Source organism: Paenisporosarcina sp. FSL H8-0542 (assembly GCF_038632915.1).
GTDB lineage: Bacteria > Bacillota > Bacilli > Bacillales_A > Planococcaceae > Paenisporosarcina.
In genome coordinates, this window is the sequence record NZ_CP152050.1 from 1,187,509 (window position 1) to 1,202,286 (window position 14,778).

At 34.8% G+C, this 14,778-nt stretch carries 16 protein-coding genes; 10 read left to right on the forward strand and 6 right to left on the reverse strand.

All coding sequences use genetic code 11. The features are described 5' to 3' along the window. Nucleotides 1–201: 201 nt before the first annotated feature. Nucleotides 202–1,044, reverse strand: a complete 843-nt coding sequence (locus MHH33_RS06395; protein ID WP_342543256.1) for an aldo/keto reductase — start codon at nucleotides 1,042–1,044, stop codon at nucleotides 202–204. A gap of 74 nt (nucleotides 1,045–1,118) precedes the next feature. After that, nucleotides 1,119–2,330 (reverse strand): MFS transporter, encoded by a 1,212-nt coding sequence (locus MHH33_RS06400; protein WP_016426621.1) that lies wholly within the window; start codon nucleotides 2,328–2,330, stop codon nucleotides 1,119–1,121. Between the two features lie 181 nt (nucleotides 2,331–2,511). On the opposite strand from MHH33_RS06400, the gene MHH33_RS06405 reads away from it, so the two are divergent. Then, the gene (locus tag MHH33_RS06405) at nucleotides 2,512–2,883 is read left to right on the forward strand and encodes a winged helix-turn-helix transcriptional regulator (protein WP_016426622.1); all 372 of its coding nucleotides are present in this window, start codon (nucleotides 2,512–2,514) and stop codon (nucleotides 2,881–2,883) included. Between the two features lie 515 nt (nucleotides 2,884–3,398). Here the strand turns inward: MHH33_RS06405 and MHH33_RS06410 are convergent. Continuing rightward, the gene (locus MHH33_RS06410) at nucleotides 3,399–4,319 is read right to left on the reverse strand and encodes a VanZ family protein (RefSeq protein ID WP_016426623.1); all 921 of its coding nucleotides are present in this window, start codon (nucleotides 4,317–4,319) and stop codon (nucleotides 3,399–3,401) included. 1,038 nt (nucleotides 4,320–5,357) lie between these two features. Then, nucleotides 5,358–5,810, reverse strand: coding sequence for a VOC family protein (locus MHH33_RS06415; protein ID WP_016426625.1), 453 nt, complete (start codon nucleotides 5,808–5,810; stop codon nucleotides 5,358–5,360). A 463-nt stretch (nucleotides 5,811–6,273) separates the two neighbouring features. Between MHH33_RS06415 and MHH33_RS06420 the strand changes: the two genes are divergently transcribed. The 8 genes from MHH33_RS06420 to MHH33_RS06455 all read left to right on the forward strand — a co-directional run bounded on the left by MHH33_RS06420 (nucleotide 6,274) and on the right by MHH33_RS06455 (nucleotide 11,126). Then, nucleotides 6,274–6,651: a hypothetical protein gene (locus tag MHH33_RS06420; RefSeq protein WP_342543259.1), complete on the forward strand. Its 378-nt coding sequence runs from the start codon at nucleotides 6,274–6,276 to the stop codon at nucleotides 6,649–6,651. 160 nt (nucleotides 6,652–6,811) lie between these two features. Continuing rightward, a complete protein-coding gene (locus MHH33_RS06425) occupies nucleotides 6,812–7,033 on the forward strand; it encodes a hypothetical protein (protein ID WP_016426627.1) in 222 nt (73 codons plus the stop codon). Between the two features lie 171 nt (nucleotides 7,034–7,204). Then, nucleotides 7,205–7,408, forward strand: coding sequence for a hypothetical protein (locus MHH33_RS06430; protein ID WP_342543260.1), 204 nt, complete (start codon nucleotides 7,205–7,207; stop codon nucleotides 7,406–7,408). A 286-nt stretch (nucleotides 7,409–7,694) separates the two neighbouring features. Then, complete coding sequence (locus MHH33_RS06435; protein WP_342543261.1) at nucleotides 7,695–8,123, forward strand: hypothetical protein; 429 nt, start codon at nucleotides 7,695–7,697, stop codon at nucleotides 8,121–8,123. A gap of 185 nt (nucleotides 8,124–8,308) precedes the next feature. Next, nucleotides 8,309–8,521: a cysteine-rich CWC family protein gene (locus MHH33_RS06440; RefSeq protein ID WP_016426630.1), complete on the forward strand. Its 213-nt coding sequence runs from the start codon at nucleotides 8,309–8,311 to the stop codon at nucleotides 8,519–8,521. A gap of 294 nt (nucleotides 8,522–8,815) precedes the next feature. Beyond that, complete coding sequence (locus MHH33_RS06445; RefSeq protein ID WP_342543262.1) at nucleotides 8,816–9,355, forward strand: DJ-1/PfpI family protein; 540 nt, start codon at nucleotides 8,816–8,818, stop codon at nucleotides 9,353–9,355. A gap of 189 nt (nucleotides 9,356–9,544) precedes the next feature. Next, entirely contained in the window at nucleotides 9,545–10,252 is a 708-nt protein-coding gene (locus MHH33_RS06450; RefSeq protein WP_016426632.1) for a hypothetical protein, read from the forward strand. Nucleotides 10,253–10,718: 466 nt separating this feature from the next. Then, on the forward strand, nucleotides 10,719–11,126 hold the full coding sequence (locus MHH33_RS06455; RefSeq protein WP_342543263.1) for a VanZ family protein: 408 nt from the start codon (nucleotides 10,719–10,721) through the stop codon (nucleotides 11,124–11,126). 330 nt (nucleotides 11,127–11,456) lie between these two features. Here the strand turns inward: MHH33_RS06455 and MHH33_RS06460 are convergent, their stop codons facing one another. Then, complete coding sequence (locus MHH33_RS06460) at nucleotides 11,457–11,936, reverse strand: GAF domain-containing protein (protein ID WP_342543264.1); 480 nt, start codon at nucleotides 11,934–11,936, stop codon at nucleotides 11,457–11,459. A 25-nt stretch (nucleotides 11,937–11,961) separates the two neighbouring features. Then, nucleotides 11,962–12,759 (reverse strand): histidinol-phosphatase HisJ, encoded by a 798-nt coding sequence (gene hisJ / locus MHH33_RS06465; protein WP_342543265.1) that lies wholly within the window; start codon nucleotides 12,757–12,759, stop codon nucleotides 11,962–11,964. Between the two features lie 147 nt (nucleotides 12,760–12,906). On the opposite strand from hisJ, the gene ezrA reads away from it, so the two are divergent. Then, nucleotides 12,907–14,610 (forward strand): septation ring formation regulator EzrA, encoded by a 1,704-nt coding sequence (ezrA, locus tag MHH33_RS06470; protein WP_342543266.1) that lies wholly within the window; start codon nucleotides 12,907–12,909, stop codon nucleotides 14,608–14,610. The last annotated feature ends 168 nt before the right edge of the window (nucleotides 14,611–14,778 follow it).

A 14,778-nucleotide genomic window follows, 5' to 3' on the forward strand; every position in this document is an offset into this window, starting at 1 on the left:
TCATGAAATTATGCTATGTTGGTAAGTAAACTGTAATACCAAGTTTATGAACTCATGAACAACAGCTAATTTTGTTCTAAAGTATATTTATCCATAAAAAACTACACCTCCAATTGATAGATGTGTCTAAAAATTGGGGTGCAGTTCATTTATTAGAGGAAAAGTGTCTGTTTTTTAATGTTATCCTATGCCCTTTTTTATTTAAAAATCAAAGTTGTCAGGGTCTGGTCCTACTCGATGATTTTGATTTAGCTCATCAATTCGCTGCATCTCTTCTTTTGTTAGTTCGAAGTCAAATACAGTTGAGTTCTCAACAATTCGATATTCCTTCGTGGATTTTGGAATGGTTACAACACCATTTTGTAAATCCCATCGTAAAATAATTTGGGCAATGGTCTTGTTATACTTATTTGCAATTTCTTGTAATACTAGATTATCTAATAATTGACCTTGCATTAAAGGTGACCAAGCTTCTAACTGAATTCCATGTTCTTGACAAAAGGCTTGAATTTCTTTCTGAGTTAAACGTGGATGGTATTCTACCTGGTTAACCATCGGTTTAATTTCAGCATCGTTCATTAAGTCCTCCAGATGGTGGACTTGGAAGTTACTTACTCCAATAGCCTTTACTCTTCCTTCTTTATAAAGAGTCTCTAATGCACGCCAAGCTTCCTTATATTTACCTTCTACTGGCCAGTGAATAAGGTATAAATCTAAATACTCAAGATTAAGTTTCTTTAGGCTTGTTTCATAAGCTACTATAGTTGATTCGTAACCTAAGTCAGAATTCCAAACTTTCGATGTTATAAATAGTTCTTCTCTTGGGATACCTGCTTCATTTATCCCTTCTCGAATAGCTTGTCCAACTCCTTCTTCATTTTCATAAATAGCTGCTGTATCAATACTACGATACCCATGTTTGATTGCAAATTTAACGGCATTAACCAGTTCAGGGCCTTCTTCTACTTTAAACACCCCAATTCCAAACCAAGGCATTTTTACACCATTATGCAAAGTAGTTGTATCTTGTATGTTTTTAATCATTATAAATAAACCTCCAAATTTTTATTATGAGAAATGAGATCGTTCTATATTTGGTGATTTCACACATTTATTACTTAGGAAACCACCTCCTTCAATTTATCCCCTTTTTGGTCTTTTCTTTCAAGGAATGCACTCCAACCTGCAAGGATGGCAGCTATCAGTACCATAAGTGCTCCTACCCAAGAGGTGTGAATCAGTCCAATAGAGTCTGTGATAATACCACCTAAGTAGGATCCAATTGCAATTCCAGCGTTAAACGCAGCAATATTGATGGCCGACGCCATATCTACTCCAGTAGGTACAAATCGTTCTGCTAACATGACCACATACACTTGTAATCCCGGCACATTCATAAAAGCTAGAACCCCCATTAAGAAAATGGTAATCAATCCTGCTATTTTAAATGGTGCCGTAAACATCAGGATAAATAGTATCACCGCTTGTACAATAAACATGTAAAATAATGCTCTAATCGGATTGTGATTAGACAGCTTTCCACCCACCATGTTGCCAATAGCGATCGCAATACCATAAACAAGAAGAATCACAGCAACTGTTCCTTCTTTATATCCTGTTATTTCCTGTAGTATCGGTGATAGATAAGTAAAGACAACGAATGTTCCTCCATAACCTAAGGCAGTAATCATAAATAAAAGTAATAAGCGACCATTTGTTACTAATTTGAACTGATCACGAAACGTTGTACGAGTACCTTTTCGTAAACTAGATGGAATCAGGATACTATTCGCGATTAAGGCTATAACTCCGATGACAATGATGATGATAAAGGCCATTCTCCAACCAAATTGTTGTCCAATTAATGTTCCCAATGGTACACCTGTTACAGTTGCTACCGTGAGTCCTGAAAACATAATGGATATGGCACTAGCTCTTCGATTTTCCGGTACTAAATCTGCAGCGATGGTAGAGCCAATGGACATAAAAACTCCATGTGAAAAGGCAGAAATAACACGAGCAACAAGTAACACACCAATGCTTGTCGCACTAGCAGCAATACTATTGCCTATAATAAAAATAACCATAATCCAAAGTAGTAATGATTTTCGTGACATACTAGAGGTAATGGATGTTAGAATAGGTGCCCCAAATGTTACTCCTAATGCATATAAGGAAACTGTTAAGCCTGCTGTCGTAACAGATATTTGTAAATCATTCGCTATTAATGGTAATAGGCCTACACTGATAAATTCTGTTGTTCCTATTGCAAATGCACTAATAGCTAAGGCTAACAGTGCTAATGTACTTTGTTTTTTATCTAAAGGCATTTTTCTCCTCCTTAATAATTTGGTAATGTATGAACGATCTTGTTTTAAGTAAACTAAATAATAATTACATTAAAACTCAACCGATAAATGCTATTATGGTACATATGAATTAAATAGAGAAGTACGCACTTAAAAGTACTATAGGTACTTTTAAGTTCCTATGCATGAGGAGAAATTATATATGAAGAAAAAGAAATACAATATTTCAGTAGAAGCGACGCTAGAAGTGATAGGAGGAAAGTGGAAATGTGTGATTCTATGCCATTTAACACACGGTAAGAAACGAACAAGTGAATTGAAACGTCTTATGCCAGATATTACACAGAAGATGTTAACCCAACAATTACGCGAATTAGAGGTAGATGGAGTCATTAATAGAATTGTTTATAATCAAATTCCTCCAAAAGTGGAGTATGAGCTAAGTGAATATGGATGGAGCTTACAAGGTATCTTAAATTCACTATGTACATGGGGAGAAAAGCATATTATCAAAGTGTATGGCGATACATTTGATGTCCTGGAAGAGAACGTTCTAAATGAACATCTAAAATAATGAACTAGGGAATTTGAAAATATTTCTTTCCTATTCTGTATATAACAACCTATCAGAGGCTGCTGTATCAGAATTGTTACTTGCTTTGCTATCCTTCTATGGTTCAGAAGCGATCCTGATAAACATATGATTCGGAAAAATTTTGCTACCAATAGGAAAAACGTTTAGGGTTTTTAAAAAAGGCTGTTTTCTAAATGATTGTTGTTTTTGGATGGGGTAGAAGCCTGAATTAAGGAAAAAGAGCAAAAGCGGCAACTTTAATGGGTTTAAGTGACCGAAATCTGAAATGGAGACGAACCGGTCACTGTTACTTTATACTATATTTCTTAAATGAATAAGAAAAACCTCAATTAGATATATCACGGAGAACCGTACCATAAGTAAGTGCGGTTAGAGGAAAGGGACTTTTAGCAGCCTAACATAATAAGGTCGGCTTTTTATGAACTTAAAGGGATTGGACACATCCAATCCCTTTAAATGTATGCCACAGTAATACATCGCTATTAGTCACTAGATTACTCCCACCAATGCTTTAGTTCTGTGAAGTCTACATCCCATAGTTTTATGTTACCAGTAATAACTATGGTCATTTCTTTCGTCTCGTAAAATAGTGGGATTTCTAATGGCATTTCCAATGTTCCTGGTTCTGTTAAGTATTCCTCATCTATTTGAATTCTTACACCATCATCCGTATATATGGTTACTTTACCCTTAAATTCCTCAGTATCTGGAATGCCAAGGTTTAGATAAAAAATTAGCTCTTCTTTCCCTTCAACATTATAAGTATAGGTTTGGCTAGTATTCCCTTCATTACTGTACAAGTTGAATTGGGGTTCTATTGTATCGCCAGCTATAGTGAAGTGTGGAATATCTTTCATTAGTGGCTTCTTCCCCTTCGTTTCCTCGATATGCTGTAAAGGTTGTTTAGAACTTACGCGCTTATCTAAAATCTCAGAGACGCACATTACACAAACTAACAGTAGAATAGCAGCTGAGCAAGAGGCAATGAGCTTCCTACAAGTCAATTTTGATGTGAAACCAACTTTGTAGACAACATAGCCTATTATTGCACCTATTGTATTTGAAATAATATCGTCAGCATCAAAGGTTCCGAGATACATTAAAGGTTGTAGTATTTCTAATCCAAGAATTACGATAATAAACCAGCCTATAAATTTTCCAAAGTTAACTTGTTTTAATAAAGGAAACAGGATACCAAAGGGGATGAATGCCGCTATATTTCCAAAGTCGTACAACCAAGAAAACCGGAAACTAGGGAAATTTAAAGGGACGCTTGATGGAATAATTAGAAATTCATAACCTGCATCCATGTAATTACTTCTATGATCTAGGCGATTAAAATAGAAAAACATAAAATATAAAGTAAGAGCCGTATACATAATTGTAATCGTGGTAATTAAATGTTGCTTTTTCATTTACTTTCCTCCGCGTAAAATAGAATAATAAATATCATTGTAGCTGTTTAAAATGACTTTTGAGTGACAATTTAAGGTGTTCAGTGGATAACTATAAATATATTAACACTGTCTAAAGACAAAAATTGAGCTTAAAGAGGAGTTTGTCATCTCCATTATTCAGATAACAAACTCCTTTTTGATTACTTTATTTAGTGATTAGCGTAACTTAATTAAAGCTAGCAATCAGTTTTCCAGTGACCTCTCTATAGTATGGAATATATAAAAATTAAAGGTTTTGATTAAACTTTTTTCAAAAGACAAAAATTAGTCGTACTGATATATCAACGTTCTTACCATATTTTTAATCAAACTTTTTTATAAAGCTACATAATGAGATAGAAAAAGCACCCACAATTTGTGAGCGACTAAATGTTTCATTCTCCTGTTTTCATGAACGTTCGTATTTCTTCAATTCATTTTTCAAGACAATAAAAAGCACCTCCGAAGAGATGCATTAGTTCAAATAAGTATTCACGGATAGTAGCAATGTCCATTATTAGTACATTCAGGTCTAGGACCATTACTTCGTGTTCGTCTTGAGCACTTGCTCCCGTAGCAAAAGATAAACTCAATAGTAATAGAGTTCCTGTAGCTACTTACAATAATCTCTTTTTCTTTTTCATAATTTCCATCCTCCGTTTTTAGAAATTATTGTGTTACATTATACAATATTTTCTAAATACCTTTTTATTTATTAGAATTTTTAAACTTTTATAAAGGAAACTTAGAAAGTAGTCTGTAGTTTTGAAACAAAGTTGCGATGTTTTGTTAACAGGCAGACGTAATCTAGCAAAGGGGTAGCGTCAGGGAAATGCGGATTTACAACGTTAAGGAAATCCTCATATTAAAAAACCTAATTTCTCAATAAATGCTGGGAAATTAGGCTTTTTTCGTTACTACATTAAAGCGCCCTTTTATTGAATAAGAATTTTCTTCAAATATTTTTACTTCAGTAATGTATATTTCAGCAAAGGCTTTTTATAAAACGTCACTTACTTATTTGTTACCGAGTTGTTCCGCCAAACCGATTAGAAGTCCTTCGATTCCACGAATGTAGCAGAGCCGATACGAGTCCTCGTACTGAACCACTTCGCCAACGAGCTGAGCACCATACTTAGTGAGTCTGGATACCATTTCGTCAATGTCTTCAACGGTGAACATGACGCGTAGATAACCGAGGGCGTTTACAGGAGCAGTCCGGTGATCTGATATAGTAGCTGGGGTGAGAAATCGCGAAAGTTCAAGTCGGCTGTGGCCATCTGGGGTAACCATCATAGCAATCTCTACGCACTGAGAACCCAATCCGGTTACGCGACCAGCCCATTCACCTTCGACAGTGGCTCGCCCTTCGAGGTTCAAGCCAATCTCCTCGAAGAAAGAGATTGCGTCATCAAGGGATTCTACAACGATGCCGACATTGTCCATTCTTAGTAATTTGTTTTTTGCCATAGTCTTATCTCCTTATGTGTAAAAATTTATTATCTGATCATCTTCATAATTATTCTATTAAAAAGTTACAAATTCCTTCCAAACAAAAAACACCTTGTCACAGTATAGGAAAATGTGAAATTGGGTTTTGGTGTATGTCATATAACATCTTGTTAACGAACAACACTTCGTAAACCCTCTACTATTGGAATAATCGCGAACCTTATTTCGTGAATGCCATCATATTCGATACCGTAGTTGCTATTCGATAAAACAACTTCGACTTCCCCACAAAATATTCCTACCCTGTACTCCATTAAATGGCCCTTTAATGGAATAAGGAACGATTATTGTTTCTCTTTGGGGTTGCTTAGGCAACTCTTTTTTCTAATTAAACTAACGGGGCAGGTTACTGCAATAAGAAGGAGTAACCTATTCACATCTCGAATTAATTAAATGGATAAAAAAGAAAGAGGGGAAATATGTGATTATTATTCTTGTAAAGTTTCTATTACCTGCTATTTTATTGTTTTACCTTCTTCTTAGAATTTTAGATAAAAAAGATAGTAAATCAAAATCGACACTTGTTTTATTAATAACATCATTGGTCTTTAATACAGCATTAGCACAAAACTATAATCACAGCTTAATTCCATACCCAGAAAGGGATGGCTATTCTGCTTCCAACTCGTTGGCATATTATGTTTTTGGTGAAGACCATTTTGGACACTGGAACTCCGATTTATTTAGGACTGGATATGAAATTTCAATCAACGTTTCGATGATATTGTTGGTTATATATATTGGTTGTTTAATATTTGAACGTAGAAAAAAAGGCAAAGAGTACATCCTTAACAATTGAATTGAAATTCCTTATTCAACTAACGGACGCTTTAGTTAAAGATCGTGGAGTTGCTTGGGCAGCTCTTTTTTCTTATTAAACTAACGGGGCAGGTTAGCAGAAGAACCGATTCATGATTATAAAAAACGTAGTTAGGTTTTATCTTAGAAAGGAATTTTAAATGGAAAGTATTTTATTATTAATTTTCGGTGTAGGATTTATTGCTTTTGGGATTAGACACAATAAAAATATTCACAAAGAAGAAGGTTTTGGTCATAGTGGTTCAATTATTCTTGAATTTATTACAAGTTGGACAGATAAATTACCATATTGGTTTACAAAAACAATTTATTTATTAATTGGGCTTGGGTGTCTGATTGGCAGTTCTCTTACATATTATTAAGGAGATTGTGAAGGATTCTACTTAAACTAACGGGTGCTTTAGTTAAAGATCATCGGGTTGCTATGCAGCCCTTTTTCTTATTAAACTAACGAGGCAGGTTAGTTGAAGAAGAATCAAGATGTAATTTAATTAAAAGGAAAAAATACACGTCAATAGGAAAGTGGTGTTCAGATGTCTCGTGCAGGGTTAGATAAGCTGAGGATTTTAGAGATATCCAAAGATAAAATAGGTAGATATGTGAAATTCAGGGCAACTCTTGCTGATGGCACATTAGATTTTCGATGCGAATTAGATGCTTTAACATATAAACACTTAAGAGAATCAGTTTCAAAAAAGTATTTTGACTCACTGCTTCAGGTTACCAATACGATTTAATTCTTAATATTCAACAAAATCTAAATGATAATCCTGATTTACCCTTTAAAGGAAAAATAAGATGTACACAAGGCAATCGAGCAATTCAAGTAGAATTTCCTTGCTCCGAAAGATTTGCCGGAAATATAAATTGGTTTACAATGGAAGTTAAAACTACAAAAGACATTCAACATTTAGAATGGACAAGGTTTTCTTTAGATTAAAAGGACCAGTAAGAGTGTCAAATAAAGCGAAGTATTTTTGGATGATCTAGCTTTTTACAATAACCGTTAAAGAGGTGAATTTAATGAGTGAGTGTATTTATATTAATAATATTGATTCTACTCCGGAATGGAAGAAGATTTTAACTACAGTTATCGAATATAGTGATGAATTTGCAATTGTGTTTCCGAATGGTGAATATGATGCAGATAACCCTTTATTAGCAGGAATGCTTGATTTTAAAAATCTTCCTAATATCAGCGTTTCTCCTTGGCCTAATATGAAAGACAGTAGTGTCTATAGAGCGGAACTTAATGATACTTCAAGGAACTTAATTCTTAATTACACACTAAATGATACGTTTGATTCAATTTGGAATTTCAGCTTATACAAAGGAGATTTAGAAGTCTTAAACGTAGCAGATTTCAGTGAATGCTTCATATACCCTGATCCTGAAGTGATAATGTTGGTAACCCAAAATGGTATAGATTTGAGCCGATTTGACAAATGGTAATCAGGGATTATGATTATTTTTTCTTCTTCAACTAACGGGTGCTTTAGTTGAAGAACATCGGGCTGCGTAAGCAGCTTTTTCTTATTGAACTAACGGGGCAGGTTAGTTGAACAAAAAGGTGAGAATTCATCTCTCTATTATGTCGAATTTGATTCATATTGTGAAAGAATGAGGAGGGGTTATAATTGGCTAATAAATATTGTCCTATATGTGGAGAGGAAAACGAATGTATGACAGGAAGAGTAGAACACGGTAACTGCTGGTGTGATACAGAAGGCGTATTTCCTATTGGAATCTTTGAGTTAGTTCCTACAGAGAGTATAAGGAAGAATTGTATATGTGAAAAATGTGTAAATAAATATAGGGACGAAGCGAAAATAAAGAAAGATATGTTGTGAACAATACGAAGAATTTATGCAATATAAGAAAATGTGCTTGTTTAACTAAACGGTAGCTTTAGTTGAAGAACCGGCTGCCTTTTACAGGGCAGTCTTTTTTTATGAACCTAGTTAGATACTTCCCAATCGGGATGTATGTCAACCTAGGATGTATACGTGATACAATCCAGTTGAGTAAGTGAATCGAGCTTTAACGGACGGATCATCTAGTTTCTTGTTCTACTAACGGGGCAGGTTAGTTGAATAAGGATTCTTTATTGAATAAATAAATAACATTTAGGAGGATTAAATAGAGTGAAAAAAACAGCAGTGTTATTATACCCTCAATATAGTGAGTATGAGCTAAGTGTTGCATTATCCATTCTTATGCAGGGAGAGAAACCTGTCATAACTATCGGTCTAAATAATTTGCCTATTAGAGGCGAATCTGGACTAACTTGTTTAACTGATACTACAATTGATGAAGTAAACCTTGAGGAGATAGATAGTCTTTTATTAACAGGTTGTATGGATATATTAGCATTAGAAGGTAAGAAAGAAATATTTGAGTTTATAAGTCGAATAGAGAGTAAAGCAACTGTAATTGGAAGCATTTCAAGTTCTCCGTATCTTTTAGCAAATGCAGGGCTTTTAAACGGCAAAAAATATACTATTGGTATGACAGAAGAAAACCGAGAGAAGTCTGGTGTTTTTGAAAAGGAAAACTATAGTGAAGAACTTGTAGTCCAAGATGGAAAGCTGATAACTGCAAGGGGCAGAGGGTTTATAAGATTTGGGGTATGTTTTGGAAAAGCATTAAACCTGAAATTTGATGAAAATTGGTATAAGGAATAGGGTCTTCTTCAAGTAACTGGGGGCTTTATTTAAAGTACATTGGGCTTGCTTTGGTAGCTCTTTTTTCTTATTGAACTCCCATGAAAATTAATCTTATCCAACTAACGGGGCAGGTTAGTTCAATAAGCAAAATTTTTCGAAACTAATATGTCATCAAATACGTATAGTTGATGGAGGAGGAATCCCATCATGTTGTATTTATTCATTTTATTTCTAGCTACTCAATTAGGTATTTGGATTAGGTACTTTGTAAAAGGGTTTATTGAACTTTCACAATTGGGTCTTAGCTGTTTGTTTTTAGTAGCTGCGGTAGTATTTTTTATTATTGAAATTCTTCAAAGTAAAAAAGATGCACAGTTTAAACCAAAATCAGAAGATCTTTGGCAAACAAGATTAACAGAACGTTCTAAAACGACGGAAAAGAAACTTACAAAAGGCAATCAACGTATTTTTCGCTATAGGCGGTATTATCCTACTTTTTGGCAACGTTTATTTGTTGAGTTGGTAAATGCCTCCGATAAATATATCCATCTGGCTTTTTTTAATGAAACCAAGCGAGTAGAGTGGCAAGAGTATAGTAAATTTACTTCTAACAAAGTTGTTTGGAAAGTAATAGAGAATGGCATAGAAATCGCGGAAGCTCGTTATACCCCGAAGATAAAAGATAAACTAAATTTTGAGGATAAGTTAGCCATCCATATTCAAGACGAAACCTATCAATTACTATCCTATAAAGTGAGTAATCAAGTTTTGGTTTATAAAGATTCACAAAAGATTAGCGAAGCCGATTTGTCAAAATTAGTGATGGGAAATTTAGAGTTTCGCATACATGATACGAATGAAGAACTATTAGCCATGGCAATTGTGCTATTTCAATATTTACATAAAAGTGGCTGAATAGTTGAAGGTGCACATAGAAAGTACATAATAAATAGTTTTATCTGAAGCCACTACTTTACTTGATTTATGGAATTTCCGAAATGTTGGAGATTCCCTGATAGTGATAAATAATTAAAGGTAAAAGATTCTTCTTCAAATAACGGGTGCGTTAGTTAAAGATCATGGATTGCTTAGGCGGCTCTTTTTTCTTATTGAACTAACGGGGCAGGTTAGTTCAATAAGAAAAGGTAATTACCATATATCTTGACCTAACACGTTATCAGATTAGTTAATGGTATAATTTGTTCGTTATGTAATTTTATATATAAAAAAGGATGTGTGATTTATTAGAATTCATTTTCTCTACCCCGCAATAGCAATTACGATTATATGGATAATTTTTAAGGCTTTTAACCTTACAATTATTAATAAGAAATTTGATTTTAAACGAGAAGTGGTAAATCTTCTTTACTTCATAAGTGTGATGGGAATCATAGGACTAACAATTTTCCCACTTGAAATAGCTTTTGGTCCTGAATACGATTCACCTAATAATTTTGTGCCGTTTGCAAGTATTAATGAATTATTAAATCACTTTTATTATATGGTTCCCTTAAGAAATATTTTAGGAAATATCATATTATTTATACCATTGGGTTGCATTCTTGTTTTGAAATTTAAGAGAATAAATAATCTTTCGAGTGTTGTGTTAGTAGGTGTATTAAGTTCAATGTTAATTGAGTTTATTCAATTATTATTGCCTAACAGGGCGTTCGATGTTGATGATATTATATTAAATGCTATAGGGAGTATGATAGGTTTCCTAATACTTAAAGCATCCAAACTTGAAAAAATTGTTGTATTTAGTTCGGTTCAAAAACAAATAAATTAAGGTTAGCTTATTGAACTAACGGGTGCTTTAGTTTAATAAGACTTATAAATATTAGGTACGAACACTCAGCCTTTTTGACTGGATGTTTAAACGTTCGGTATTTACATTTACTATCTTTTTTTATATTTCCATTCAAGCAATTAGCAGACATTTAGCAACACTTTTAGCGTACATATTAACAAATAACAATTAATATAGTAAGTATTAATCAATAACAAAGCCTGAATTTAGGCATTTTAAAAGAGCCCAATTCATATGCGAATTTGGGCTCTTTTTGTATGTTTAATTTAGATTTTGTACCAGATAACTGAACGGATTAACCTCGTCCTTTTAAATGTGTTTCATTAATATAGAAACAAACTGTTCAAGTCCTTGTCGATCTTCCTCATGGAATCGATCTTTTTCCGGACTGTCGATGTCTAAAACACCAATCACTTCACCATTTTTAAAAATTGGTATTACAATTTCTGATTGGGAAGCCGCATCACAAGCAATATGTCCTGGAAAAGCGTGTACGTCAGGTACAACCATCGTTTCTTTCTTTGCAACTGTCGTTCCACAAACTCCTCGACCCACAGGAATTCTGACACAAGCAGGTAAACCTTGGAAAGGTCCTAAAACAAGCTCTCCTTCATCCATCATATAAAACCCAACCCAATTGATTCGATCGAAAAATTGGTTCAGTAATGCAGAAGCATTGCTTAAATTAGCCATGACATTCGACTCTCCGCTTAGTAAAGCGTCCAGTTGTTTTCCTAACATGTTGTATTGTTGTTCTGTATTCCCTGCATATGCTGCTTTTTCAAACATGAAATCACCTCTTAAAATTAGAAACTTACGAATCAGTATAAACTTTCTCATAATATTGATGCAAATCTTGGACCCTGTGTGCATCGGACCCGAACACAAGAGGAATTCCCATATCTTTTGCAGTTGTTACGTAACGTTGTGGGGGATAGGGTTCCAAACAATATTCTTTAGCCAGTCCTGCACTGTTGAGGTCCATTTCATAACGATGTTCTTTCATTAATTGTAATGTCGACATAATGAAATCATGGTCATCGACTTTGAATCCATGAGCATGTTGGAACTTATGAATTAATGTCGGATGTCCAATTCGTTTCGGTTTATATTTTCCTAAATCAGCTAGTATGGAGGCCTGGAGAGTTTTGTAATAAAGCTCATAGACATTTTCAATAGAACCTACTTGCCCTGAAAACTCAATAAACGATTCTGCCGAGAAATCTATACAAGTATATTTATTTTCAAAAAGCAGGAAATGGACAGATAAAATAGAATCATCTAAGGTAGGACCAATTTCATTGAGCATCCGAGCAGTTGCTTTTTCATATCCTTCAATATAATCGAACTCCAGACCAATGTTGATCGAGATATCGGAAGCGTATTGTTTTTTTAATTGGCGCAGTTTGTTTATATAAGGTTCAAGTGAGTTTACATCTAGGAAACTATCCCTAGTAGGGACAGTATCAATAAATCCTTCAGGAGCAGGTGCATGTTCTGTGAATGAGATATCGGTAAAGCCGTTCTTTATCGCTTTTTCTATATATAATTCAAATTCATCTTTCGTTCCATGGGGGCAAAAAGGACTGTGAATATGCGCATCTCTTTTCATTAATATAGGCACCTCCAACGTGTAAATCGGACATTTTACATAATTTCGGCAAAATTCTTCGATTTTCGGCAACATTATCGATTGTTTCATGGTAGTATTACATATATAAACTGGCATAGACCGTGATTTTGGAACAGGGGGCTTACGATGACTAAGTATATCATCATTGCAATCATCGTACTAATTGCATTAATTGTAGTCGGATTTATGATCCGTCGTAAACATAACAGTGAAATTGAAAGACTTGAACATGAAAAACATCAAATTCAAAACAAACCAATATTAGAAGAAATGACGAAAGTTAAGCAGCTAAATATGAATGGTCAAACGGAAGAACTGTTTGAAAGCTGGCGAAACAGTTGGACGCAAGTTATGGATGTTCATATGCCGAAAATCGATTCATTGCTGTTTGATGCTGAAGATAGTATTGATAAATTCCGTTTCAAACGTGCTACAGCGATAGAAAAAGAAATTCAAGAACGTATTCAGCATAGTGATGAACAAATGTCCCGAATTTTAAAAGAGCTTGAGCAACTGATTGGAAGCGAAGAGAAAAACCGAGTGGAAATGGATAGCTTGAAAGAGCAGTATCGTGCAGCACGTAAAACTTTACTCGCGCATCAACATTCTTTCGGAGCAGCGGCTGTACCACTTGAGAAGAAATTGGAGCAATTCGGTCCTCAATTTGAAGAATATGATCGATTAACCGAAAATGGCAATTATTTACAAGCGCGTGAAATTGTCATTGGACTGGATCAGGAAGCCCAGCATGTATTTAACTTATTGCAAGATATTCCTTCGCTGTTAACAGACGTACAAAACAAGATTCCCTCAAGTATTCATGATCTCCGTAGTGGACAACGTGAAATGGAAGAACAATCCTATTATTTAGAGCATCTTGAAATGACGGATCAATTGGACAAATTGGATGACGAATTGGTACTAATGAAAGAATCAATCATTCAGCTTGAGATTGAAGACGCGAAAATTCGTATTGAGCAAATGAAGGATGAAATTGAAGCGTTCTATGACATGCTGGAAAAAGAAGTAATGGCAAAACGTTATGTTGATAAACATCGTCACCCTACTGAGCGTCGATTGGCTGAAGTTACAACTATCACACGTCAAACAAGTGATGAAGCTGCATATGTTCAACAAAGTTATCGTTTACCAGAGAAAGAAGCAGAAATTCCTCTTGTGTGTCTGAAGCAAATCGAAACCTTGCAAAAACGTTATGATTTACTCGCACAACGTGCAAGTGAAGATCAATTAGCTTATTCAAGCCTTCAGGATGAACTTACACTGATTTCGACTGATTTGGAAAGCTTATATGAAGAGCAAGATCGTTTCTCTAATAGCCTTAAAAATTTACGTATTGATGAAAACCGAGCTCGAACTAATTTAGATGAACTGAAGCGTTTGCTGCATGAAACCGACCGTATGGTACATAAAGCGAATATGCCGGGGATTCCTGAAGAAATGGATGTTCGTTTGGAAGAAGCCGAAGAACATATTTACTTGGTGATGCAAAGCTTGCAAGAAGTACCACTGAATATGAAATTGGTAGACAATTATTTGGCAAAAGCGGATAAATGTATCCATGAAGTACATGCTAAATCAAAAGAAATGCTTGAAAATGTATTGTTGATTGAACGTATCATTCAATATGGCAACCGTTATCGTGCGAGTCATCCACGGATGAATCAGCGTTTATTGGAGGCTGAAGCGGCATTCCGTCAGCTTCGATATTCCAAAGCACTTGAAGAAGCAGCTACTGCTGTAGAAGAAGTGGAACCGGGTGCGATGAAGCGAATTGAAGTTCTTGTCAAAGAGGACGCGTGGCGTTCATAACAAGAAAAGCGTAAAGCACTACTTTAGCCTGACATATGCGATGGAAGAACCTAAGAAAAAGCCTGCATTTGCTTAGGTAGGAAGGCATCCTGTGGGCACAAGCTGAGGTGCGGGATAGTGCTTGAAGCTAGACATTAAAGAATATCAGTATGGTATACTTTTATGTAA